The 22,589-nt window shown below is 63.1% G+C and carries 23 protein-coding genes; 7 read left to right on the plus strand and 16 right to left on the minus strand.

The features are described from left to right. Positions 1-2 precede the first annotated feature (2 nt). The 3 genes from holA to ACODSJ_RS05510 all read left to right on the plus strand — a co-directional run bounded on the left by holA (position 3) and on the right by ACODSJ_RS05510 (position 2,852). Entirely contained in the window at positions 3-1,040 is a 1,038-nt protein-coding gene (gene holA, locus ACODSJ_RS05500) for a DNA polymerase III subunit delta (RefSeq protein ID WP_489100769.1), read from the plus strand. A gap of 252 nt (positions 1,041-1,292) precedes the next feature. Continuing rightward, positions 1,293-1,457 (plus strand): alternative ribosome rescue factor ArfA, encoded by a 165-nt coding sequence (arfA, locus tag ACODSJ_RS05505; RefSeq protein ID WP_489100770.1) that lies wholly within the window; start codon positions 1,293-1,295, stop codon positions 1,455-1,457. Between the two features lie 72 nt (positions 1,458-1,529). Beyond that, complete coding sequence (locus ACODSJ_RS05510; protein ID WP_489100771.1) at positions 1,530-2,852, plus strand: lytic murein transglycosylase; 1,323 nt, start codon at positions 1,530-1,532, stop codon at positions 2,850-2,852. A 116-nt stretch (positions 2,853-2,968) separates the two neighbouring features. Here the strand turns inward: ACODSJ_RS05510 and ACODSJ_RS05515 are convergent, their stop codons facing one another. The 13 genes from ACODSJ_RS05515 to ACODSJ_RS05575 form a co-directional block, all read right to left on the minus strand. Next, positions 2,969-3,910 carry a S66 peptidase family protein gene (locus ACODSJ_RS05515; protein ID WP_489100772.1) on the minus strand — a complete coding sequence of 314 codons (942 nt, stop codon included), beginning with the start codon at positions 3,908-3,910 and terminating at the stop codon, positions 2,969-2,971. A 658-nt stretch (positions 3,911-4,568) separates the two neighbouring features. Beyond that, a complete protein-coding gene (gene lipA / locus ACODSJ_RS05520) occupies positions 4,569-5,591 on the minus strand; it encodes a lipoyl synthase (protein WP_489100773.1) in 1,023 nt (340 codons plus the stop codon). 1 nt (position 5,592) lies between these two features. Further along, entirely contained in the window at positions 5,593-6,240 is a 648-nt protein-coding gene (lipB, locus tag ACODSJ_RS05525; RefSeq protein WP_489100774.1) for a lipoyl(octanoyl) transferase LipB, read from the minus strand. Continuing rightward, positions 6,240-6,515, minus strand: coding sequence for a DUF493 domain-containing protein (locus ACODSJ_RS05530; protein WP_489100775.1), 276 nt, complete (start codon positions 6,513-6,515; stop codon positions 6,240-6,242). Before ACODSJ_RS05530 ends, lipB begins: the two co-directional genes overlap by 1 nt. Before the next feature lie 81 nt (positions 6,516-6,596). Next, the gene (locus ACODSJ_RS05535; RefSeq protein WP_489100776.1) at positions 6,597-7,754 is read right to left on the minus strand and encodes a D-alanyl-D-alanine carboxypeptidase family protein; all 1,158 of its coding nucleotides are present in this window, start codon (positions 7,752-7,754) and stop codon (positions 6,597-6,599) included. A gap of 152 nt (positions 7,755-7,906) precedes the next feature. Further along, positions 7,907-8,932, minus strand: coding sequence for a septal ring lytic transglycosylase RlpA family protein (locus ACODSJ_RS05540; protein ID WP_489100777.1), 1,026 nt, complete (start codon positions 8,930-8,932; stop codon positions 7,907-7,909). Beyond that, positions 8,932-9,945 (minus strand): lytic murein transglycosylase B, encoded by a 1,014-nt coding sequence (mltB, locus tag ACODSJ_RS05545; protein ID WP_489100778.1) that lies wholly within the window; start codon positions 9,943-9,945, stop codon positions 8,932-8,934. The genes ACODSJ_RS05540 and mltB overlap by 1 nt, the downstream gene beginning before the upstream one ends. A gap of 17 nt (positions 9,946-9,962) precedes the next feature. Next, the gene (gene rodA / locus ACODSJ_RS05550; RefSeq protein ID WP_489100881.1) at positions 9,963-11,066 is read right to left on the minus strand and encodes a rod shape-determining protein RodA; all 1,104 of its coding nucleotides are present in this window, start codon (positions 11,064-11,066) and stop codon (positions 9,963-9,965) included. Positions 11,067-11,097: 31 nt separating this feature from the next. Continuing rightward, on the minus strand, positions 11,098-12,993 hold the full coding sequence (gene mrdA, locus ACODSJ_RS05555; RefSeq protein ID WP_489100779.1) for a penicillin-binding protein 2: 1,896 nt from the start codon (positions 12,991-12,993) through the stop codon (positions 11,098-11,100). A gap of 10 nt (positions 12,994-13,003) precedes the next feature. Then, entirely contained in the window at positions 13,004-13,471 is a 468-nt protein-coding gene (gene rlmH / locus ACODSJ_RS05560; protein WP_489100780.1) for a 23S rRNA (pseudouridine(1915)-N(3))-methyltransferase RlmH, read from the minus strand. A gap of 9 nt (positions 13,472-13,480) precedes the next feature. After that, positions 13,481-13,975, minus strand: coding sequence for a ribosome silencing factor (rsfS, locus tag ACODSJ_RS05565; RefSeq protein ID WP_489100781.1), 495 nt, complete (start codon positions 13,973-13,975; stop codon positions 13,481-13,483). A 69-nt stretch (positions 13,976-14,044) separates the two neighbouring features. Beyond that, entirely contained in the window at positions 14,045-14,713 is a 669-nt protein-coding gene (gene nadD / locus ACODSJ_RS05570; protein WP_489100782.1) for a nicotinate-nucleotide adenylyltransferase, read from the minus strand. A gap of 28 nt (positions 14,714-14,741) precedes the next feature. Beyond that, positions 14,742-16,013: a glutamate-5-semialdehyde dehydrogenase gene (locus tag ACODSJ_RS05575; protein ID WP_489100783.1), complete on the minus strand. Its 1,272-nt coding sequence runs from the start codon at positions 16,011-16,013 to the stop codon at positions 14,742-14,744. A gap of 187 nt (positions 16,014-16,200) precedes the next feature. Between ACODSJ_RS05575 and ACODSJ_RS05580 the strand changes: the two genes are divergently transcribed. Then, a complete protein-coding gene (locus ACODSJ_RS05580) occupies positions 16,201-16,881 on the plus strand; it encodes a DNA-3-methyladenine glycosylase (protein WP_489100784.1) in 681 nt (226 codons plus the stop codon). A 177-nt stretch (positions 16,882-17,058) separates the two neighbouring features. Beyond that, the gene (locus tag ACODSJ_RS05585; RefSeq protein ID WP_489100785.1) at positions 17,059-18,375 is read left to right on the plus strand and encodes a bifunctional DedA family/phosphatase PAP2 family protein; all 1,317 of its coding nucleotides are present in this window, start codon (positions 17,059-17,061) and stop codon (positions 18,373-18,375) included. A 67-nt stretch (positions 18,376-18,442) separates the two neighbouring features. On the opposite strand, the gene ACODSJ_RS05590 is transcribed toward ACODSJ_RS05585, so the two are convergent. Genes ACODSJ_RS05590 through ACODSJ_RS05600 form a run of 3 tightly spaced genes read right to left on the minus strand, consistent with a single transcriptional unit; the run spans position 18,443 to position 20,119 of the window. Next, positions 18,443-19,033, minus strand: a complete 591-nt coding sequence (locus ACODSJ_RS05590; protein ID WP_489100786.1) for an LON peptidase substrate-binding domain-containing protein — start codon at positions 19,031-19,033, stop codon at positions 18,443-18,445. 10 nt (positions 19,034-19,043) lie between these two features. After that, entirely contained in the window at positions 19,044-19,760 is a 717-nt protein-coding gene (locus ACODSJ_RS05595; protein ID WP_489100787.1) for an LrgB family protein, read from the minus strand. Continuing rightward, on the minus strand, positions 19,757-20,119 hold the full coding sequence (locus ACODSJ_RS05600; RefSeq protein WP_489100788.1) for a CidA/LrgA family protein: 363 nt from the start codon (positions 20,117-20,119) through the stop codon (positions 19,757-19,759). Before ACODSJ_RS05600 ends, ACODSJ_RS05595 begins: the two co-directional genes overlap by 4 nt. A 191-nt stretch (positions 20,120-20,310) precedes the next feature. Between ACODSJ_RS05600 and ACODSJ_RS05605 the strand changes: the two genes are divergently transcribed. Together ACODSJ_RS05605 and ACODSJ_RS05610 are read left to right on the plus strand one after the other, a co-directional pair. Further along, a complete protein-coding gene (locus tag ACODSJ_RS05605) occupies positions 20,311-20,766 on the plus strand; it encodes a MaoC family dehydratase (protein ID WP_489100789.1) in 456 nt (151 codons plus the stop codon). Positions 20,767-20,863: 97 nt separating this feature from the next. Further along, positions 20,864-22,582, plus strand: a complete 1,719-nt coding sequence (locus tag ACODSJ_RS05610; RefSeq protein ID WP_489100790.1) for a C13 family peptidase — start codon at positions 20,864-20,866, stop codon at positions 22,580-22,582. The last annotated feature ends 7 nt before the right edge of the window (positions 22,583-22,589 follow it).

A 22,589-nucleotide genomic window follows, 5' to 3' on the forward strand; every position in this document is an offset into this window, starting at 1 on the left:
TTATGAAGCTGGCCCCCGCCCAACTCGGCAAACACCTGCAAGGCGCCCTCGCGCCGGTCTACATCATCAGCGGCGATGACCCGCTGCTGTGCCAGGAAGCCGCCGACGCCATCCGAGCCACTGCTCGCCAGCAAGGCTTCGACGAACGCCAAGTGTTCGCCGCCGACGCCAACTTCGATTGGGGCACACTGCTGCAGGCTGGGGCGAGCATGTCGTTGTTCGCCGAGAAGCGTCTGCTGGAGCTGCGCTTGCCGTCCGGCAAACCCGGCGACAAAGGCGCCGCCGCGCTGATCGAATATTGCTCACGGCCAGCCGAAGACACGGTACTGCTCATCAGCCTGCCGAAACTCGATGGCAGTGCGCAGAAGACCAAATGGGGCAAGGCCCTGGTCGAAGGTCAACAGACCCAGTTCGTGCAGATCTGGCCGGTCGACGTCAGTCAATTGCCCAGCTGGATCCGCCAGCGCCTATCCCAGGCCGGTCTGTCGGCCAGCCAGGACGCGGTGGAGCTGATTGCCGCGCGGGTCGAAGGCAACCTGTTGGCCGCTGCCCAGGAAATCGAAAAGCTCAAGCTGATGGCCGAAGGTGGCCAAGTGACCGTGGAAACGGTACAGGCCGCCGTGGCCGACAGCGCCCGCTTCGATGTCTTCGGGCTGACGGACGCAATCCTCAACGGCGAAGCCGCCCACGCCCTGCGCATGCTTGAGGGCCTGCGGGGCGAAGGCGTCGAACCGCCGGTGATCCTCTGGGCCCTGGCCCGGGAACTGCGCCTGCTGGCCAACCTCTCGTTGCAATACAGCCAGGGCGTACCGCTGGACAAAGCTTTCAGCCAAGCCCGGCCACCGGTCTGGGACAAACGCAAGCCGCTGATGAGCAAGGCCCTGCAACGCTACTCGGCATCGCGCTGGGCACAGTTGCTGCTCGAAGCCCAGCGCATCGATGCGCAGATCAAGGGCCAGGCGGCTGGTTCGCCGTGGATGAGCCTGAGTCGGCTGGCGCTGTTGATGGCTGGGCAGCGGCTGCCTTTACCTGCAGAATAATCCTGCGCCCCAGATTTTTGTGGCAAAGATGCTTCTGTGGCGAGGGAGCTTGCTCCCGCTGGACCGGGCTGGCGCTCCAGTGCGCAGCGCTCCCAAAAATTTTAGGGCCGCTGCGCAGCCCAGCGGGAGCAAGCTCCCTCGCCACAAAAGCTCTTCAGTCAGATTACATTTCCTACGCAATGCAGGACTGGACAACACCCCACCCCTGCCCCATGATTTGCCCCGCAAAAACCATCCATGAGAGATCGCACCATGAGCAAAAAGCCATCCAGGCACGGCCCCAACAAGGCCAAGTCCATCATCGCCCAGCCTCTGTTCCGCAGCCGTCAGGAACGACCCACCAAGGGCAAGGGCAGCTACCGCCGCGAAGCCTTCCAGTCTGACAACTGGGAGGCTTCTTGCTTTCTGGCAGCCTGAAACACTCGGACAAGCCCTACGCCCCTTTCGCATGTTAAGGTCAGCACCTGATTTGTTTTTCTGGATCCGTGCATGCCCTTTTGTCTTTCCCGCCGTTGGCCCATGCGCCAATTGATTGCCGCCACAAGCGTCGCCCTGCTTGTCGCCTGCGCCGAAAAGCCTACCGCCGCCGACGCCCAACCGCTCCAGACCGTCCCCGCCCTGACCGCTCCGGCCGCCGTGCCACCGGTGGTGCCAACCGGTGAAAACCTGGACATCGCACCGACCCAGACCTTCGCTGAATGGCAGGCTGGCTTTCGCAAGGAAGCGCTGGCCGCCGGAATCCGCGCCGACCTGTTCGACCGCGCCTTTATCGGCGTCAGCCCGGACATGAGCGTGATCAAGGCCGATCGCAGCCAGCCCGAATTTACCCGGCCCGTCTGGGAATACCTCGACGGTGCGCTATCGCCCTTGCGGATCAACAAAGGCAAGAGCCTGATCCAACAGAACGCCCAGGTCCTGCAAAGCATCGAACAGCGTTATGGCGTCGACCGCCAGGCCCTGGTGGCGGTGTGGGGCATGGAAAGCAACTTCGGCCAGTTCCAGGGCACCAAATCGGTGATCAACTCCCTGGCGACCCTGGCCTATGAAGGGCGACGCCCAGGTTTTGCCCATGCGCAACTGATTGCCGCGCTGCACATCCTGCAACAGGGCGACATCTCGCCGGAAAAAATGCTCGGCTCCTGGGCCGGAGCCATGGGCCAGACCCAGTTCATCCCCACCACGTACAACACCCACGCGGTGGACTTCGACGGCGACGGGCGCCGTGACATCTGGGGCAGCTCCACCGATGCCCTGGCCTCGACCGCCCACTACCTGCAAAGCTCCGGCTGGCAACGCGGCCAGCCTTGGGGATTCGAGGTCCAACTTGCAGAGGGCTTCGATTACGCCCTGGCCGACGGCACGATCCGCAAACCCGTCGCCGAATGGATAAAACTGGGGGTTTCCACCTATGCCGGCATGCCAATTGCCCCAGGTGATCGCCAGCTGTCGGCAGCCCTGTTGCTGCCAGCCGGCTATCGCGGCCCGGCGTTCCTGGTGTTCGATAACTTCCGCGCCATCCTCAAGTACAACAACTCCTCGTCCTACGCGTTGGCAGTAGGGTTGTTGTCGGAACGCTTCGCGGGAGAAGGCTTGATCTACGGCCAATGGCCCAAGGACGACCTGCCGCTGAGCCGCAGCGAGCGCATCGAGTTGCAGACACTGCTGGCCCAGCACAACTACGACGCCGGCACCCCCGACGGCATCATCGGCGCCAACACCCGCAAGGCGATCCGCAGCGCCCAGCAGTCGTTCGGCTGGCCAGCGGATGGGTACCCGACGCACAAGTTGCTGGAAGGCTTGCGTAACCGCTGATTTGCCTTATGGCGGCTACTTTCATCGCGAGCAGGCTCGCTCCCACAGGATTTTTGAACACTGTCCAATGTGGGAGCGAGCCTGCTCGCGAGGACTGACTTCCGGGCAACACAGCACTACCGGCTAATCACCACATCCTGCTCCAGCACCAAGGTCTGAGCATCCGCATCCAGCCTGACCAACGCCCCCATGGGCAACGTCAGGTTCGGATCACAATGCCCACTGCGCCAGCCAGACACCACCGGGATCCGCAGCGGCTCAAACGTCTGCTTGAGCAAGCGGTTCAACGCCTCGACGTCCACCCCGGCCACGTCCCCCACCAATACGCCCCTTAACTTCGCCAGGGTGCCAGCCAGTCGTAACTGGGTCAGCAGGCGATCGATGCGGTACAGCGGCTCGTTGATGTCTTCGATGAACAGGACCACGCCGTCGGCGTCGATCTGGTAAGGCGTACCCAGGGTCGCGGCAATCATCGACAGATTGCCCCCCAGCAGACGCCCCTGGGCGACACCTGGCTCGACGGTGGTCAAGGGATACGCCACTGGATGACTCAGCACACTGCCGGCCTTCAACTGCCCATGCAGCAGGTTGAAAAACGAGGTGACGGTTGGGGGTTGCTTGTCGCCCAGGAGGTCGGCGTTGAGCAATGGCCCGTGGAACGTCACAAAGCCTGCGTAACGGCTGATGGCCAGGTGCAGGGCGGTGATGTCGCTGTAGCCGACGAAGGGCTTGGGGTTGCGCCGTAGGAGGTCGAAGTCGATGCGATCCAGCAGACGTGGCGTACCGTAGCCGCCGCGCAGGCAGATGATGGCTTTGACTTGGGGGTCGGCGAAGGCGGCGTGCAAGTCGTTGAGGCGCACTTCGTCGCTGCCGGCCAGGTAGCCGTTTTTTTCGTAGACGCCGGGGAATATCCGCAAGCCGTGGCCCTGGGCGTGCATCCATTGGATGGCTTTGTCGGTGTCCAGGGGGGCGGGGCCGGCGGGGGCGATCAGGGCGATCAGGCCTTCTTTAGGGAGGGCTGGGACGGGGTGATGTGGGCTTGGCGGTTGCACGGTCATCCGTGGGCTCCCTGAGGCTTGCATGCGTATGTATATCCGTTTCTGCGGTAACGGCTACTGGCGGTTCCGCCCTTACGGCGGGTTACTTTTTTCAAACGCCAAAAAAGTAACCAAAAACGCTGTGCCCCACCACTCGGCGTGGTTAATGGGGCGCTTAGATCAAAGTCAAAAGCAAAGCAGAGCAAAGTGCGTTCAGCATCTTTGTAGCTGATTCATCGTCATCGCGAGCAAGCTTTGCTCCCACAGTTGAGGCCCACAGCGCCGCAAGGGCGCAGATCAGCCCAAAACAGACCGGTTCCTAGACCGCTTCGCTTTGGCTTTGGCTTTGGCTTTGGCTTTGGCTTTGGCTTTGGCTTTGGCTTTGGCTCTTGCGCCCCATTAACCACGATGGCTGAACGAAGGTATTGCGCAGTGGGTAACCCGGCATGGAGGCCGGGTTAGCCGCGCTGGGCCATGGATGGCCCTTCGCGGCGGCCCACGGAGCGATGCCTTCGTTCAGGCATGCCGAGCCTAGGCGAGGCACCGAGTGGTGGGGCGAAGCGTTTTTGGTTACTTTTTTGGCGTTTGAAAAAAGTGACCCGCCGTAAGGGCGGAACCATAAGCAGCCGTTACGCAAAAAACGGATACACACACCACCCCAAAAACCGACGCAAAAAAATCAGGACCCGATCAGCTCAGCCTTGACCAACTTAGCCTGCTCATCCGCATGATACGAAGACCGCACCAACGGCCCCGAAGCCACGTTCTTGAACCCCATCTTGTACCCCTCCTCAGCAAACCAGGCAAAGGTATCCGGGTGCACAAAACGCTGCACCGGCAAGTGATTGCGCGAAGGCTGCAGGTACTGCCCAAGGGTCAGCATGTCGATGTCATGCTCACGCATGCGCTTCATGACCTCGATCACTTCTTCATCGGTCTCGCCCAGGCCCAGCATCAAGCCAGACTTGGTCGGAATGTGCGGCATCATCTGCTTGAAGCGCTGCAGCAAGGTCAGCGACCACTGGTAGTCCGAACCCGGGCGCGCGGCCTTGTACAGGCGAGGCACGGTTTCCAGGTTGTGGTTGAACACATCCGGTGGCTCGGCCGCGGTGATTTCCAGGGCGATGTCCATGCGGCCGCGGTAGTCCGGCACCAGGGTTTCGAGCTGTACGTTCGGCGACAGCTTGCGGATCTCGCGGATGCAGTCGGCAAAGTGCTGGGCACCGCCGTCGCGCAGGTCGTCGCGGTCCACCGAGGTGATGACCACGTAGCGCAGCTTGAGGTCGGCGATGGCGATGGCCAGGTTTTCCGGCTCGCTGGCGTCCAAAGGCTTCGGACGGCCATGGCCGACGTCGCAGAACGGGCAGCGACGGGTGCAGATGTCACCCATGATCATGAAGGTGGCGGTGCCGCCGGAGAAGCACTCGCCCAGGTTCGGGCAGGAGGCCTCTTCGCAGACGCTGTGCAGCTTGTGCTTGCGCAGCAGCGTCTTGATATGGTCGACCTCAGGGGAAACCGGGATACGCACGCGGATCCAGTCAGGTTTCTTCGGCAGTTCGGTGGTCGGGATGATCTTGACCGGGATGCGTGCAACCTTCTCGGCGCCGCGTAGCTTTACGCCCGCCTCGACCTTGGTGCGCGGGGCCGGACGCTCGGTACCATCCTGCGTCGGAGTTACGGTTTGCACTGCATCATTCGTCATATCAATCGATTCCGCCCGTTAGGGTCGTCTGCTCAGCGTAGTCGAGGTGTTTGACAAGCTGCGCACGCAGCCGGGCACTTACCTCGGCAAATTCAATCGAACCTGCGTGATCGCGCAGCTGGGTCATTGCCAGCCCCGCGTAGCCACAGGGATTAATCCGTCGAAACGGGGCAAGGTCCATGTCCACGTTCAACGCCAGGCCGTGAAACGAACAGCCGTGGCGGATCCGCAGACCCAGGGAGGCGATCTTCGCCCCGTCGACATAGACACCTGGCGCGTCCGGCTTGGCCTGCGCACTGATTCCATAGCTGGCCAGCAGCTCGATCAGGCAGGTTTCCATGCGGGTCACCAACTCGCGCACGCCGAAGCCCAGCTTGCGCACGTCCAGCAACAGGTAGGCGACCAGTTGGCCGGGGCCATGGTAAGTCACCTGCCCGCCCCGGTCGACCTTGACCACCGGGATATCTCCCGGCAGCAACAAGTGCTCGGCCTTGCCGGCCTGGCCTTGGGTGAAGACCGGCGGGTGCTCCACCAACCAGACCTCATCGTCGGCGGTGTTGCCGCGTTCATTGGTGAAGCGTTGCATGGCGTGCCAGACCGGCTCGTAAGCCATCTGGCCCAGCTCGCGAAAGCCCAGCGTACCGGGCATCACAACACCATGTGCACGAAACCGGTCGCCCGCAGCTCACTGTTGATGTCGTAAAGCTGTTCCTGGCCGGTGGCAACGATGTGCACCTGGATCGTGGTGTACTTGCCGTTGGTGCTCTGGCGCTCGGCCAGGGTCTTGAAGTCGACGGTGGCGTGCTTCTCGACGATCGCGACGATCTTGTCCTTGAAGCCCACCCCAGTGTCGCCAATTATCTTGATGGGATAATCCGCGCACGGAAATTCGATTTTTGGCGCCTTTACTTCGGAATCTGTCATGGCGTAGCGGCCTCGTAAGCCTTGGTAACGAACATGGCCCCGGACCGGATAGGAACGGGGCCATGCAGCTCAACACTCGAATCAGTTGAACAAGCCGTAGAAGAATAGACGGATGCTATCCCACATGCGGCGCAAGATACCACCTTCCTCGACGGCGTCCAGCGCGATCAGATCGGCGCTGTGGACCACTTTGTCTTCCAGCTTGACTTCGACTTTACCGATCACGTCGCCCTTGGCGATGGGGGCGGTCAGCTGCGGGTTCATGGTCATGCTGGCAGCGAGTTTCTTGAGCTGGCCCTTGGGCAGGGTCATGGTCAGGTCCTCGGCCAGGCCGGCCTTGACCTGATTGCTGGTGCCCTTCCAGACCGGAGCCTGGGCCAGTTCGGTGCCCTTCTGGTAGAAGGTCTGGGTTTCGAAGAAGCGGAAGCCATAGGTCAACAGCTTCTGGGTCTCGGCGGCACGGGCCACTTCGCTGCTGGTGCCGAACACCACGGCGATCAGGCGCATGCCATCACGCACGGCCGAGGACACCATGCAGTAGCCAGCCTCGTCGGTGTGGCCGGTCTTCAGGCCATCGACGGTCTTGTCGCGCCACAGCAGCAGGTTGCGGTTAGGCTGCTTGATGCCGTTCCAGAAGAATTCCTTCTGGGAGTAGATGGCGTAGTGCGCCGGGTCTTCATGAATGATCGCCCGGGCCAGCAGCGCCATGTCGTGGGCCGAGGAATAGTGCTCGGGGTTCGGCAGGCCGGTCGGGTTCATGAAGTGGCTGTTGCTCATGCCCAGGTCGCCGACGGTCTTGTTCATCATGTCGGCGAAGGCGTCTTCGCTGCCGGCGATGTGTTCGGCCAGGGCCACGCTGGCGTCGTTGCCGGACTGGATGATGATGCCGTGCAGCAGGTCGCTGACGGTCACTTGCGAGCCGACCTTGATGAACATCCGCGAACCGCCGGTACGCCAGGCGTTTTCGCTGACGGTCACCGGATCGTTCTCGCCGATCTGGCCGCGACGGATTTCCAGGGTCGCGATGTAGGCGGTCATCAGCTTGGTCAGGCTGGCCGGCGGCAGACGTTGGTCACCGTTGTTCTCGACCAGCACGTTGCCGCTGCTGGCGTCCATGAGTACATAGGCCTTGGCTGCCAGTTGTGGAGGCGAAGGCATCATCTCGACCGCGAACGCGGCAGGTGAGAGTAGCAGCGGGACTAGCAGGCAAAGGCGTTTGGCAAAGGTGGTGATGTTCATCCGTCTCTCGAAAATCGCTAATGGTAACTGGCAGCCTTTCAACGAACTGCCGCGTGCTTACGTTGCTCACTCATATCCCTTGCCGGGCTTTTGTTATTTGTCGAGCCAACAACCGGGCCCGCTCGAACCGCAAGCAGGCCGTCTATCTCTTGTCACTCGGCGGTGACCAGGCTCGGCGAACCGAGATTGGCCAGGCGCACGCTGTTCTGCACTTGCTGGACCTCACCCGGAGAACCGATCGGCCCCAGGCGCACCCGATGCAGTGTCTGCTGGTTGCGCACGATCGAGCTGATGAACACCGGGGCGCTCACCATCGAGCTGAGCTTCGACCTCAGCAGTTCGGCAGCGTCCGGGTTGGCGAACGCGCCCACTTGCAGAAACTGGCCAGACGCTGTTGCAGAAGCGTTTTTTTTTGCATCGATCTGCACCGGCACGACGGCCGCAGCGTGTTGCTGCGGCGGCGGTGTCCACTGCTCGACCGTGCCGGTGGACGCCGTCACGGTTGGCGCGGCATTTTGCGCCACTTTAGGCTCGTTGAGCATTAAAGGCGCCGGACGGCCGCGCTGGGCCCACCATTCCTGCGGGTCAATGCCTTCGACCTTGACCCGCGCGGTGCCGATTTCAGCATAACCGAGTTTTTTTGCCGCCGCATACGACAGGTCGATGATGCGGTCGGAATAGAACGGCCCACGGTCATTGACCCGCAGGATCACGCTCTTGTTGTTGTCCAGGTTGGTCACTCGCACATAGCTGGGCAGCGGCAAGGTCTTGTGCGCCGCGCTCATGCCATACAGGTCATACACCTCGCCGTTGGCGGTGTTCTGGCCGTGGAACTTGGTGCCGTACCAGGAGGCGGTGCCCGACGCGACATAGGTCTTGGAGTCGGCCATCGGGAAATAGGTCTTGCCCAGCACCGTGTATGGGTTGGCCTTGTAGGGACCGGTGTGCAGGGTCGGTGTCGCGTCCGGGATGCGCGAGACATCCACGTCCCACCACGGCGCGCCGTCCTTGTGGGCCCGGTTGATGTCCAGGCCCGGCGCCGATCGCACGGCGGTGGAGTTTTTCTGGGTCGGCGCGCGACTGGTCGAACAACTGACGACCAACAACGACAGCGCAGCCAGCGCCACGAACTTCAGGCGCCTGGCTTTCAGGGGTTGATAGGTAGGCAATGCCTGCATTATTTGACGCCCCGTGCTTTGACCAGCTCTTCAGACAGTTGATATACGGCCATGGCGTACATCACGCTGCGGTTATAACGCGTAATCGCGTAGAAATTCTTCAGGCCCATCCAATATTCGGGGCCCTGCTCGCCTTCCAGGCGCATCGCGGTGACCGGCATGTCATCACGCAGCGCATCATGACTCGACCACCCCAACGCCCGCAACTCCCCGACGGTTTTCGTCGGCTCGATGCCCTCGGTCAGGCCCTCGTCCACCCGGTCGCCACGCACGTCGGCGCGACTGACCACCGGTTGGCCGGCCTCCCAGCCATGGCGCTTGAAATAGCTGGCCACGCTGCCGATGGCATCGGTCGGGTTGGTCCAGATATTGATGTGGCCATCGCCGTCGAAGTCCACCGCGTAGGCGCGAAAACTACTGGGCATGAATTGCGGCAGCCCCATGGCCCCGGCGTAAGAGCCCTTGAGGGTCAACGGGTCGACCTGCTCCTCGCGGACCAGCAACAGGAACTCACGCAGCTCCTTGCGGAAAAACTCGGCCCGGGGCGGGTAATCGAAACCCAGGGTCGACAGCGCGTCGATCACCCGGAAATTACCGGTATTGCGCCCGAAGAACGTCTCGACCCCAATGATAGACACGATGATCTGCGCCGGCACGCCGTAATCCTGCTCGGCACGGGCCAGGGCGGCCTCGTGCTGGCGCCAGAAGTCCACGCCACGGGCGATGCGCGCATCGGTGATGAACATCGGCCGATACTCGTTCCACTGCTTGACGCGTTCGGCGGGCCGGGAAATCGCATCGAGGATCGACTGCTTGCGCTCAGCCTCGCGGAACACATCCATCAACTGTTCACCGGCAAACCCGTAGTCACGGGTCATCTCGCCAACGAACTCGGCCACCTGGGGCGAGCCTTCGTATTCCCCCGCCGCCAGGGCCGGCTGCGCGCCCCCAAGCAGGCCGAACAGGCCGATCCACGGCGCGTATCGCGTCGACCAGCCACGCATTGCTTGCATTGAACTCTTCACCTTATTCAAACCTGTGCGATCCACTTGCGGTGGGTATGGACCGACATCAAGACCCCAAACGCTGACAGTAGCGTCACCAGCGAAGTTCCTCCGTAGCTAATGAACGGCAACGGAACCCCCACCACCGGCAACAAGCCACTGACCATACCGATGTTGACGAAAACATAAACAAAAAACGTCATGGTCAGGCTGCCCGCCAGCAACTTGCCGAACAGCGTCTGGGCCTGGGCGGTGATCACCAGCCCGCGGCCGATCAGCAGCAGGTAGATCAACAGCAGGATGCAGATACCCACCAGGCCGAACTCCTCGCCCATCACCGCAATGATGAAGTCGGTGTGGCTTTCCGGCAAAAAGTCCAGGTGCGACTGGGTGCCCATCAGCCAGCCCTTGCCGAACACCCCGCCGGAACCGATGGCGGCCTTGGACTGGATGATGTTCCAGCCGGTGCCTAGCGGATCGCTCTCCGGGTCAAGGAAGGTCAGGATGCGTTGCTTCTGGTAGTCGTGCATCACGAAGTACCACATGGCCACCGAGACCGGCACCGCGATGGCGACCACGCTGAGGATCCAGCGCCAGCGCAGCCCGCCCATGAACAGCACGAAAGCGCCGCCGGCCAGGATCAGCAGCGAGGTGCCGAGGTCCGGCTGGCGCACGATCAGGATGAACGGGATGCCAATCAGCAGCAGGCTGATGCACACGTGCTTGAGCTGCGGTGGCAGGGTGCGCTTGGACAGGTACCAGGCGATGGTCGCCGGCATGATGATCTTGAGGAACTCCGAAGGCTGGAAGCGGATCACCCCCGGAATGTTGATCCAGCGAGTAGCGCCCATGGCGTTGTGGCCCATCACGTCCACCACCACCAGCAGGCCCACGCCCACCACATAGGCCAGCGGCACCCAGCGCGCCATGAACCGCGGTTCGAATTGAGCGATGACGATCATCGACACCAGGCCAATGCCGAACGAGGTGGCCTGCTTGGCCAGCAGGTCCCAGCTCTTGCCACTGGCCGAATACAGCACGAACAGACTGCCCGCCGCGAGGATCAGCAACAGGACCAGCAACGGACCGTCAATGTGCATGCGCTGCAACAACGTCGCCCGCCGGCGCATCACGTCTTCGCTGGAGAGGATCCGGTCGAAATTACTCTTCACGGGCCGTAGCCTCCGCGGTAGTGGGGCTTGCGAATTCGGACTTGAGCTGGCCGTGTTCATCCAGCAGCCAGGCGTCCATCACCTGGCGCACCACGGGCGCGGCCACGCCGGAACCGGACTCGCCGTTCTCGACCATCACCGACACGACGATCTTCGGGTTGTCCGCCGGCGCGAAGCCGACGAACAAGGCGTGGTCGCGGTGGCGTTCCTGGACTTTGGAGCGGTCATACTTCTCGCCCTGCTTGATGGCCACGACCTGGGCCGTACCACTCTTGCCGGCGATGCGATAAGGCGAGCCGATGGCCGCCTTGCGGGCGGTACCCCGGGCACCGTGCATTACCTGCTGCATGCCGTTGTTGACCTTCTGCCAGTCCGACGCGTTGCGCAGGACGATGTCCGGCATCGGGTTCGGGTCCACCGGCTTCTCGCCTTCGATGGTCTTGGCCAGATGCGGGCGATACCACTTGCCCTTGCTCGCCACCAAGGCCGTGGCCTGGGCCAATTGCAGGGGCGTGGCCTGCATGTAGCCCTGGCCGATCCCCAGGATCAGGGTCTCGCCCGGGAACCACGCCTGCCGGCGAGTCACCCGCTTCCACTCCCGGGACGGCATCAGGCCAGGGGATTCCTCGAACATGTCCAGGGAGACCTTCTGGCCAATGCCAAACTTGTTCAGGTACGACGACAGCCGATCGATCCCCAGCTTGTGGGCCAGGTCATAGAAATAGGTGTCGTTGGACCGCATGATCGCCGTTTCCAGGTCCACGTAGCCGTCACCGGTGCGGTTCCAGTTGCGGTACTTGTGGTCATAGTTGGGCAGCATGTAGTAACCGGGGTCGAAGACCCGGCTCGAAGCGGTCACCACGCCAGCGTCCAACCCGGCAATCGCCACGGCTGGCTTGATGGTCGAACCCGGCGGATAAAGGCCACGCAGCACCCGGTTGAACAGCGGCCGGTCGATGGAATCGCGCAATTCGGCGTAGGCCTTGAAGCTGATACCGGTGACGAACAGGTTCGGGTCGAAACTCGGCTGGCTGACCATCGCCAGCACCTCGCCGGTGTTCGGGTCCAGGGCCACCACCGCGCCACGCCGTCCGCCCAGCGCCGCTTCGGCGGCTTCCTGCAATTTGATGTCCAGGCTCAGGACGATGTCCTTGCCAGGAATCGGGTCGGTGCGCTTGAGCACCCGCAATACCCGGCCACGGGCGTTGGTCTCGACTTCTTCATAGCCCACCTGGCCGTGCAGCTCAGGCTCGTAGAAGCGCTCGATACCGGTCTTGCCGATGTGGTGGGTGCCACTGTAGTTGACCGGGTCGAGGGACTTGAGCTCTTTCTCGTTGATCCGGCCCATGTAGCCGACCGAGTGGGCAAAGTGCTCGCCTTGGGGGTAATGCCGCACCAACTGCGCCACCACCTCGACGCCCGGCAGGCGGAACTGGTTCACCGCGATCAGGGCAATCTGCTCTTCGGTCAGCTCGAACAGGATCGGCACCGGCTCGAACGGGCGCCGGCCCTGGCGCATGCGCTTCTCGAAGATCGCCCGGTCCTCGGGTGTCAGTTGCAGCACTTCGACGATCACGTCGAGCACCTGCTGCCAGTCACCGGAACGCTCGCGGGTCATGCTCAGGCTGAAGCTGGGCCGGTTATCGGCCACCACCACGCCATTGCGGTCGAAGATCAAGCCACGCGTCGGCGGAATCGGTTGCACATGCACACGGTTGTTTTCCGACAGGGTCGAGTGGTACTCGTACTGGATCACCTGGAGGAAATACAACCGCGCAATCAGCACGCCGATCAGCGTCACCACCGTAATGGCGCCGAACACGACGCGACTGCGCACCAGGCGGGCGTCTTTTTCGTGGTCCTTGATGCGGATCGGCTGAGGCATGGGGGCGGGATTACTTGTGGTAAGGGTGCCCGGACAGGACTGTCCAGGCACGGTACAGCTGTTCACCGATCAGGATCCGCACCAGGGGGTGCGGCAGCGTCAACGGCGACAATGACCAACGCTGGTCGGCCCGGGCACAGACTTCCGGCGCCAGCCCTTCCGGGCCACCAACCATGAAATTGACTGTGCGCGAATCCAACCGCCAGCGATCGAGCTCCACCGCCAGTTGCTCGGTGCTCCAGGGCTTGCCGTGGACTTCCAGGGTGACGATGCGCTCGTTCGGCCCGACCTTGGCCAGCATGGCTTCGCCTTCCTGGCGGATAAAGCGCGCCACGTCGGCGTTCTTGCCACGGGTATTGAGCGGAATTTCCACCAGGTCCAGGGCCAGCTCGGAAGGAAGACGCTTGGCATATTCATGCCAGCCTTCTTCCACCCACTTGGGCATGCGAGAACCGACGGCGATCAGGCGCAGTCGCACAGCGATCCCTTATTGCTGGTCTTTGTTGAGCTTGGTGAAGTGCTCATGGGGGTTTTCCGGGCTGTGGTGGCGAGCGTCCGCCGCACGGCTCTGCTCGGCACCGGCCCACAGGCGCTCCAGGTCGTAGAACTGGCGGGCCGAGGCGGTCATCATGTGCACGATGACGTCGTCCATATCCAGCAGGACCCAGTCGCTTTCGCCCTTGCCTTCTTCACCCAGCGGCTTGACGCCACGGGCCTTCACCATTTCACGGACCTTCTCCAGCATCGCATTGATCTGGCGGTTGGAGGTACCGGTGGCGATGATCATGAAGTCGGTGATGCTCTGCTTTTCGCGAACGTCGATCACCTGGATGTCCTGGGCCTTGACGTCTTCGAGGGCCGCAACGGCCACCTTGACCAGTTCTTCACCGGCCAGCACGACGCCGGTTGGGGCCTCTGCAGGCAACGGGGCGCTCTTGAACGTGCCCTTGCGCTTTACTTTGCTTACGTCTTTGTCAGTCATATAAAACTCGTTTTGCTCGTATGTTCGGGCGCTTCGCTACGCATTCACGTACCTTGAAGCGCGCCGCTTTCAGTTCGACGCACGGTACAGTCCGTGCGCATCGATGTAGGCCAGGACCGCGTCGGGCACCAGGAAACGTACCGACTTACCGCTGGCCAGCAGTTGACGGATCTGGGTGGCGGATACCGCGAGCGGCGTCTGCCAGACGAATGCAATCTGTCCGCTCGGCCCTTTCAGGGCCAGCGGGTCGCTCACCGAGCGGGCCGCCAGCAGGTTGCGCAAGGCATCCGGCGGCTCGCTGTCGGCATCCGGGCGTTGCAGCACCAGGATGTGGCAATGCTGGAGCAACTCTTCCCAGCGATGCCAAGTGGGCAGGCCGCAAAATGCGTCCCAGCCCAGAAGCAGAAAAACCTGGGCATCCACGGCCAGTTCGGCGCGTATCAGCTCCAGGGTGTCTATGGTGTAGGACGGTTTGTCCCGCTGCAATTCGCGGGCGTCCACCACCAACGGCGCCACACCGGCCACCGCGCACTCGACCATTGCCAGGCGATCCTGCGCCGACACCTGCGGCGTATCCCGATGAGGCGGCCTGGCGCTGGGCAGCAGGCGTAGCTCATCGAGGGCCAGGGCGTCGGCGACTTCCAGGGCACCGCGCAAGTGACCGATGTGCACCGGGTCGAACGTGCCGCCCAGGATACCAATGCGCCGGGGCGCGGCGGTCGTCGCAGGGTGCGTCATCACAGGCGCCGGATCAAGGTTGCCCAAGTCAGGCAGGCTCCTGTCCACGCAACTGGCCGTCACCGACCACAATGTACTTCTCGCAGGTCAGCCCTTCGAGGCCCACCGGGCCGCGGGCGTGCAGCTTATCAGTAGAAATGCCGATCTCGGCACCCAAACCGTACTCGAAGCCGTCGGCGAAGCAGGTCGGGGTGTTGATCATCACCGAGGCCGAGTCCACTTCGGCCACGAAGCGCCGGGTTTCGCCCAGGTTTTCACTGACGATGGAATCGGTGTGATGGGAGCCGTGGCGATTGATGTGGTCGATGGCCTGGTCCAGCCCGTCGACCACGCGGATCGACAGGATTGGCGCCAGGTATTCGGTGTCCCAGTCTTCTTCGGTCGCTTCCACCGCCTCGATGATCGCCCGGGTACGCTCGCAACCGCGCAGCTCGACGCCTTTTTCGCGGAATTGGGCAGCCATCGCCGGCAAGAACTGCGCGGCAACAGCCTCGTCCACCAGCAGGGTTTCCATCGCGCCGCAGATGCCATAACGGTAGGTCTTGGCGTTGAAGGCGATGCGCTGGGCCTTGGGCTGGTCGGCGTGGGCGCTGACGTAGACGTGGCAGATGCCGTCCAGGTGCTTGATCACCGGCACGCGGGCATCGCGGCTGATCCGCTCGATCAGGCCCTTGCCACCGCGGGGCACGATGACGTCGACGAACTCGGGCATGCTGATCAGGGCGCCAACGGCGGCACGGTCGGTGGTTTCCACCACTTGCACCACGGCGGCCGGCAGATCGGCCTCGGCCAGGCCGCGCTGGATGCACGCGGCAATGGCACGGTTGGAATGAATCGCCTCGGAACCGCCACGCAGGATGGTCGCGTTACCGGATTTCAGGCACAGGCTCGCGGCGTCGATGGTCACGTTGGGCCGCGACTCATAGATGATCCCGACCACGCCCAGGGGTACGCGCATCTTGCCGACCTGGATGCCCGATGGCCGGTAGCTCATGTCGCGGATCGCCCCGACCGGGTCCGGCAGTGCCGCGACCTGGCGCAGGCCGACGATCATGCCGTCGATGCGGGCCGGGGTCAGCGCCAGGCGTTCGAGCATGGCCGGCTCCAGGCCATTGGCCCGGCCGGCGGCCAGGTCCAGCTCATTGGCGGCGGACAACTCGGCGCGAGCAGCGTCCAGCGCATTGGCAGCGGCCTGCAGGGCGCGGTTTTTCTGCGCGGTGCTGGCCCGGCCGATGATGCGCGACGCTTCGCGGGCGGCGCGACCCAGGCGGGTCATGTAGTCAAGAACGGACTCAGTCATGGTCTGTGAGGTCTTGGCGATGAGGAAAGCGGCAGATTATAGCTGTCGTCTCCCTCGACTAACAGCATGGACTCACAGCGGTGACCGGCGGAGGCGCAAAACCGGCAGAAATATCCGATGTTCAGCGGCGATTAAGCATTCCATTGTTATCATCGCGCCTCCCTTGGCCTCACTCTGCCTATCGACCATGACTGATTCGCTCCGTCCGCCAAACGCCCTGCCCCACGCCTTTTTTGACCGCGACGCCCAAGTGCTGGCCCAGGATCTGCTGGGCAAGGTCATCCGCCACAAGGTCAACGGCCTGTGGCTCAGCGCGCGGATCATCGAGACCGAAGCGTATTACTTCGCCGAAAAAGGCAGCCACGCCTCCCTCGGCTACACGGAAAAGCGCAAGGCCTTGTTCCTCGACGGCGGCCACATCTATATGTACTACGCCCGCGGCGGCGATTCGCTGAACTTCAGCGCGCAAGGGCCGGGCAATGCCGTGCTGATCAAATCGGCCTACCCCTGGGTCGATGCCCTCAGCGCCCCCCAGAGCCTGGCGCAGATGCTGCTGAACAACCCCGACGCCCAAGGCCGGCCGCGCACGCCGCAAAAACTCTGTGCCGGCCAGACCCTGCTGTGCAAGGCCCTGGGGCTGAAAGTCCCGGAGTGGGACGCCAAGCGCTTCGACCCCGAACGCCTGTTGGTGGAAGAAGTGGGCGTGCCGACGGTCAATGTGATCCAGACCACACGCCTGGGCATTCCCCAGGGACGCGACGAGCACCTGCCCTATCGCTTCGTCGACGCCGCCTACGCCCCCTGGTGCACCCGCAACCCCTTGCGCCGTGGACAGGTCGAAGGTCGGGATTATTTTTTGCTGCCCTGATGAAATACCTCATCCCCCTGTGGGAGCGGGCTTGTGGGAGCAAAGCTTGCTCGCGATGCAGGCGACACGGATCAACAGTAAATTCGTGTCATCGTTCGTCGCGAGCAAGCTTTGCTCCCACAAACTTTCGCCCACGGTAACAATGCACGCCAATCAAAATTCAATGGAGTTGTCCTTATGGGCCCATGGCTCGATAGCATCACCGCCTGGCTGACCGTGAACCCGCAATGGCTGGCGATGGCCGTGTTCATCGTGGCCTGCGGGGAGTGCCTGGCCATCGTCGGCCTGATCGTGCCGGGCACCGTGTTGCTGTTTGCGATAACGGTGCTGGCCGGCAGCGGTGCGCTGCCCTTGGGTGAGACGCTGTTGCTGGGCCTGCTCGGCGGGTTGCTGGGGGACATGGTGTCGTACTTCCTCGGTCGGCATTTCCACCAGAACATTCGCCGCTTGCCGGGGCTGCGGCATCACCCGGAGTGGATGAGCGCGGCAGAAAACTATTTCCAGCGCTACGGCATCGCCAGCCTCCTGGTGGGCCGCTTTATCGGCCCGCTCAGGCCCATGCTGCCGATGGTGGCGGGGATGTGCGACATGCCGTTCCCGCGCTTCGCCGCCGTCAGCGTGCTGGCCGCGACAGGCTGGAGCGTCGCGTACCTGCTCCCAGGCTGGGCCACCGGGGCGGCGTTTCGCCTGCCATTGCCCGAGGGTTTCTGGCCACAGGCCGGCGTGGTGATGGGCAGCGTCGCGGTGATGATCGGCCTGAGCGTCAGCAGCAGCCTGCGCCGCCATCGGCACGCCACGGCGCTGATTGCCGGCCTGGGCCTGGTAATCCTGATCGGCCTGTTCCTCGGTTTTCGGTATTTGACGGCGTTCGACCAGGGCCTGATGACGCTGGTCCAGGAACACCGCAGCCCGGCGCTGGACGAAATCGCCGTGACCTTCACGCTGATCGGCGAATTTCGCAACATGCTGGTGATCTGCGCGCTGGTCACCGCATTGCTGTTGCTGGCACGCCAGTGGCGCCCGGCGCTCTTCGCCGGTGGCACGATGCTGTTCACGGCCCTCGCCAATACCGCCAGCAAGCACTTCTTCGCCCGGGTGCGCCCGGAAATCCTGACCGACCCACTGGGCAGCTACAGCATGCCCAGCGGCCACGCCTCCGGCGCCTTCGCCCTGTTCCTGACCCTCGCCGTCCTGGCCGGTCGCGGCCAACCCCCGCGCCTGCGCCTGACCTGGCTGCTGCTGGGTTGCCTGCCGGCGCTGGCCATCGCCTTGTCGCGGGTATACCTGGGCGTGCATTGGCCCAGCGATGTCCTCGCCGGCGCCATGCTCGCCGCCAGCGTCTGCGCCGCCGCCCTATGGCTGAGCCAGCGCCAGGCACCGTTGCCGGCGATGTCGCCGAAAATCTGGTGGCTGGTCCTGCCGGCGCTGGTGGCGACGTTCAGCTTCTTCGCACTGCGGCATTTGCCCCATGCGATGTTGCGGTATGCCTATTAAGTAAGCGCCGCCCCACAGACACTGCCCCCCTGTGGGATTGAGTGTTGTCCAGTGAAGATGAGTGATGTCAGGCGAACAACTCACCCTGCAACTCATCGAGCAAGGCCTGGATCGCATCCAGGCGCTGTTGCGGGTCGCCCAGTTGCAGCAGCTCGATCTTGTCCAGTTCCTTGAACGGCAGCAGGTAGGCCAATTGGTTGGCCAGTGACTGCTGGCCGGTCGCCTCGGTGCCCATGTTCAACGCCTCGACCATCGGATGCTCGGCCAACGCCAGCAACAGCGCCACCAGGTCCGCGTCCTCATCCTGCAACGGTTGCTCCGGCTCTTCTTCCAGCCACTCCACCTCGGCGACGGTCAACTGGTCGGGCTGGACGCTGCTTTCGTGCACGATAAAGCGCCGGCCGCCCTGCACACGAATCCCCAACAGGCCATTGCCCTGCTGGGAAAAATCGGTGATCAGCGCCTCACAGCCAACCCGGGCATAACCGTCTGGCGCGAGGCCAACCTCTTCGCCCTCAAGGATGCACACCACGCCAAAACCTTCGCCCTTTTTCATGCAACGCCCGATCATGTCGAGGTAACGCGCCTCGAAGATCTGCAGGTCGAGGGTGCAGCCGGGGAACAGCACGGTGTTTAACGGGAAAAGCGGCAAGCTCATAAACAGTTCCTTAAACCGTCATCGACACCACCAACGGCAACAGCACCGCCGTGGCCACGCCCATCAGACTCATCGCCAGCGCCGCAAAGGCGCCCGCCTCTTCGCTTTCCTGCAACGCCACGGACGTTCCCACCGCATGGGCGGTCAAGCCGAGGGCCATGCCACGCGCCTCGGGGCTGCGGACCCCGAGCTTCGTCAGGATGCTCGGGCCGAGGATCGCCCCGAGCACGCCGGTAATCAATACAAACACCGCCGCCAGGGCCGCCACGCCGCCGATCTGCTCGGCCACCAACATGGCAATCGGCGAGGTCACCGACTTGGGCGCCATGGTCATCAGGATCATGTGATCGGCGCCAAAACTCCAGCCCAGCACCACCGCAGAACCGGTGGCGAACACCCCTGCTATCACCAGCGTAGTAAAAATCGGCCAGAACAACTGCCGGATCCGCCGCAGGTTCAAATACAGCGGCACCGCCAGGGCCACCGTGGCCGGGCCCAGCAGAATGCTGAGGATTTCGGTGCTCTTGCGGTATTCGGCGTAGCCGATGCCGCACCCCAGCAGCACGCCGATCAACAGCACCATCGACATCAGCACCGGTTGCAGGAACATCCAGCGGGTCTTTTCGAAGGCCGCCAGCACTACTTGATAAGCGCCCAGGGTAATGCCGATGCCGAACAGCGGATGATGAATCACCGAAGCCCAGGCGCCCTGCCAGTCGAGCATCATTGGCTGTCCTCCGCTGCGGCGTGGCGCCGGGCCAGGCGTTGCATCAGCAACCCCGTCAGCGCCACGGACAGGACCAGCGACAGCGTCAGCGCGCCGACGATCGCCCAGAAATCCGCGGCGATGGCCCGGGCGTAGACCATCACGCCCACCGCCGGCGGCACCAGCAGCAGCGGCAGGTAGCGCAACAGGCTGGCGGCGGCCTGGCTCAACGGCTCGCTCACTTCGCCACGCATGATCAGGTAACCCAGCAACAGCAGCAGGCCCACGATCGGCCCCGGCAACACCGGCAGGAACAAATGATTGATCGCAGTGCCCAGCAATTGAAACAGCACCAGCCAGGTCAGGCCCCGTAGCAACATTTGCTCTCTCCCCCACAACAGCCCCAATGAATGCGCCAGCATTATAAGCATGCCGACGCTATGGTTCGGCATTCGCAAAAAGCATGGTCGGTGACCTTCTTCGCCCGCCATGTTGATCTACAGTGGTTCTTTCGGGGCCAAGCGCTCCGCACCCAAAAAAAGACAGAACCGATGAATCAAGGAGAGTCTCGATGCCCTACGTTCCCGTTGCAGCGCTCAAGGATTATGTCGGCAAGGAACTCGGATGTTCCGACTGGCTCACCATCGACCAGGAGCGCATCAACCTGTTCGCCGAAGCCACGGGTGACTTTCAGTTCATCCACGTCGACCCGGTCAAGGCCGCGCAAACTCCGTTCGGCAGCACCATCGCCCACGGTTTCCTGTCGCTGTCGCTGATGCCCAAGCTGATGGAAGACATCCTGATCCTGCCCGAAGGCGTGAAGATGGTCGTCAACTACGGCCTGGACAGCGTGCGCTTTATCCAGCCGGTGAAAGTCGATTCCAAGGTCCGGCTCAAGGTCGAACTGGTGGACGTCACCGAAAAGAAACCCGGCCAATGGCTGCTCAAGGCCACCGCCACCCTGGAAATCGAAGGTTCGGAAAAACCGGCCTACATCGCCGAGCCGTTGTCGCTCTGCTTCGTGTAAACCTTCGCGAATGCGAAACCGCCCCGGCAGTTTCGCAGCGCTTCGCTATATCCAGAGAGCTGCGGCATACTCGTGGCCTGATGACCTGGATCCCGTTATGCGCTTACTCGTCCCCCTGACCCTGATTGTGTTGCTGACCGCCTGCGGCGACGGCGAATCGTTCCTGCCAGCCGATGCACGCCTTCCCGACGGCGGCCGCTATCGCGGTGACCTGGTCAATGGCCTGCTGCAAGGCCAGGGACGCATCGACTACCCCAACGGCAGCTGGTACGCCGGGCAGTTCGACCAGGGCCAGTGGCACGGCACCGGCGAGTGGCATGGCAGCAACGGCGAGATCTATCGCGGGCAATTCCAGCAAGGCCTGTTCCACGGCCAGGGCAGCCTGAACACCCCCACCAGCAGCTACACCGGCGGCTTCAAGCAAGGCCGGCGCGACGGCGAAGGGACGCTCAAGGAAAACGGCATGACCTACCGGGGCGAGTTCAAGGCCGACCGGTATTCCGGCCTCGGCCGCCTGGAGCTGGAGGACGGCAGCCAGTACCAAGGCCCCTTCACCAACGGCAAGCCCAATGGCGAAGGCCAGCGCTTCGACGCCAGCGGCAACCAGTTCACCGGCCACTTCGTCGACGGGCAACTGCAGGGCAAGGGCACCTTCAACAGCGCCGATGGCGATGTCTACATCGGCGGCTTCAAGGACAACCAGCTCAGCGGTCGCGGCCGCTACGAAAATGCCGACGGCGACGTCTGGATCGGCCAGTTCAAGGAGGGCGCGCTGACCGGCAAGGGCGAACTGATCGGTGCCGACGGCAGCCATTACCTCGGCCAATTCAACGAGTGGCGCTTTACCGGCCAGGGCCGCCTGAACCTGCCTGACGGCAGCTTCTACATCGGCGAGTTCGAAAACGACAGCTACCACGGCCACGGCACCTTGGCGCTGGCCGACGGCACGGTACAGAGCGGCACCTGGACCAACGGCCAACGCGTGCGCGATGCCGACGGCAAATTGCTGCCGGACGTCCTTGAGCTGGGTTTGCTGGCCCAGGGTCGCCTGCTCGACGACGCCCTGGCCAATATCCCGGCCTCCACGCCAGCCGTCGAGCTGTACAGCCTGACCTTGGGCGGCGATGGCAAGCAAAGCGTATTCCTGCGCGAATCCGACTACGTCGCCAACATGCTCGCCAGCCGTTTCGGCGCGTTCGGCCAGATTCGCCTGGTGAACCACCGCGATCACCTCGGCGATCGGCCCATGGCCACCCGAGAAAGCCTGCGCCGCGCCGCCGCCACCCTGGCCGAGCGCAGCGGCCCGGAAGACCTGATCTTCATCTACCTGACCAGCCACGGCACCAGCGACCATGAACTGGTGCTCGACCAGCCGCGCATGGAACTGGCCGACCTGCCCGCCGACGAACTGGCCGCTGTGCTGGCCCCTCTGAAGAACCGCGACAAGATCGTGGTGATCTCGGCGTGCTATTCCGGCGGTTTCATCCCGGCGCTCAAGGATGATCGCACGCTGATCATGACCGCCTCGCGGGCTGACCGGGTGTCCTTCGGCTGCTCCGAAGAAGCCAACTTCACCTACTTTGGCGACGCCCTGTTCGCCCAGGCACTGAACCAGACCGACGACCTGGAGCAAGCCTTCAAGCGCGCCAAGGCCACCGTGGCCGAGCGTGAGCAGGCCGACAATTTCGAGGCCTCCGAACCGCAGATGTGGGCGCCCAGGACGGTGCTTTCCCACTGGCAGTTGCTGCGCAAGCAACAAGCGCGAAAAGCGTTGCAAAGTGCTGCATTGAACGACGAGGCGACAAAGAGCAACTAAGCTAAAG

Source organism: Pseudomonas sp. FG6 (genome assembly GCF_057809015.1).

What these genes read in the sequence shown, in the direction of transcription:
- holA (WP_489100769.1), top strand. Translation starts at nt 3, where the DNA reads ATGAAGCTGGCCCCCGCCCAACTCGGCAAACACCTGCAAGGCGCCCTC.
- arfA (WP_489100770.1), top strand. Translation starts at nt 1,293, where the DNA reads ATGAGCAAAAAGCCATCCAGGCACGGCCCCAACAAGGCCAAGTCCATC.
- ACODSJ_RS05510 (WP_489100771.1), top strand. Translation starts at nt 1,530, where the DNA reads ATGCCCTTTTGTCTTTCCCGCCGTTGGCCCATGCGCCAATTGATTGCC.
- ACODSJ_RS05515 (WP_489100772.1), bottom strand. Translation starts at nt 3,910, where the DNA reads ATGACCGTGCAACCGCCAAGCCCACATCACCCCGTCCCAGCCCTCCCT.
- lipA (WP_489100773.1), bottom strand. Translation starts at nt 5,591, where the DNA reads ATGACGAATGATGCAGTGCAAACCGTAACTCCGACGCAGGATGGTACC.
- lipB (WP_489100774.1), bottom strand. Translation starts at nt 6,240, where the DNA reads ATGCCCGGTACGCTGGGCTTTCGCGAGCTGGGCCAGATGGCTTACGAG.
- ACODSJ_RS05530 (WP_489100775.1), bottom strand. Translation starts at nt 6,515, where the DNA reads ATGACAGATTCCGAAGTAAAGGCGCCAAAAATCGAATTTCCGTGCGCG.
- ACODSJ_RS05535 (WP_489100776.1), bottom strand. Translation starts at nt 7,754, where the DNA reads ATGAACATCACCACCTTTGCCAAACGCCTTTGCCTGCTAGTCCCGCTG.
- ACODSJ_RS05540 (WP_489100777.1), bottom strand. Translation starts at nt 8,932, where the DNA reads ATGCAGGCATTGCCTACCTATCAACCCCTGAAAGCCAGGCGCCTGAAG.
- mltB (WP_489100778.1), bottom strand. Translation starts at nt 9,945, where the DNA reads ATGCAAGCAATGCGTGGCTGGTCGACGCGATACGCGCCGTGGATCGGC.
- rodA (WP_489100881.1), bottom strand. Translation starts at nt 11,066, where the DNA reads ATGCGCCGGCGGGCGACGTTGTTGCAGCGCATGCACATTGACGGTCCG.
- mrdA (WP_489100779.1), bottom strand. Translation starts at nt 12,993, where the DNA reads ATGCCTCAGCCGATCCGCATCAAGGACCACGAAAAAGACGCCCGCCTG.
- rsfS (WP_489100781.1), bottom strand. Translation starts at nt 13,975, where the DNA reads ATGACTGACAAAGACGTAAGCAAAGTAAAGCGCAAGGGCACGTTCAAG.
- nadD (WP_489100782.1), bottom strand. Translation starts at nt 14,713, where the DNA reads ATGACGCACCCTGCGACGACCGCCGCGCCCCGGCGCATTGGTATCCTG.
- ACODSJ_RS05575 (WP_489100783.1), bottom strand. Translation starts at nt 16,013, where the DNA reads ATGACTGAGTCCGTTCTTGACTACATGACCCGCCTGGGTCGCGCCGCC.
- ACODSJ_RS05580 (WP_489100784.1), top strand. Translation starts at nt 16,201, where the DNA reads ATGACTGATTCGCTCCGTCCGCCAAACGCCCTGCCCCACGCCTTTTTT.
- ACODSJ_RS05585 (WP_489100785.1), top strand. Translation starts at nt 17,059, where the DNA reads ATGGGCCCATGGCTCGATAGCATCACCGCCTGGCTGACCGTGAACCCG.
- ACODSJ_RS05590 (WP_489100786.1), bottom strand. Translation starts at nt 19,033, where the DNA reads ATGAGCTTGCCGCTTTTCCCGTTAAACACCGTGCTGTTCCCCGGCTGC.
- ACODSJ_RS05595 (WP_489100787.1), bottom strand. Translation starts at nt 19,760, where the DNA reads ATGATGCTCGACTGGCAGGGCGCCTGGGCTTCGGTGATTCATCATCCG.
- ACODSJ_RS05600 (WP_489100788.1), bottom strand. Translation starts at nt 20,119, where the DNA reads ATGTTGCTACGGGGCCTGACCTGGCTGGTGCTGTTTCAATTGCTGGGC.
- ACODSJ_RS05605 (WP_489100789.1), top strand. Translation starts at nt 20,311, where the DNA reads ATGCCCTACGTTCCCGTTGCAGCGCTCAAGGATTATGTCGGCAAGGAA.
- ACODSJ_RS05610 (WP_489100790.1), top strand. Translation starts at nt 20,864, where the DNA reads ATGCGCTTACTCGTCCCCCTGACCCTGATTGTGTTGCTGACCGCCTGC.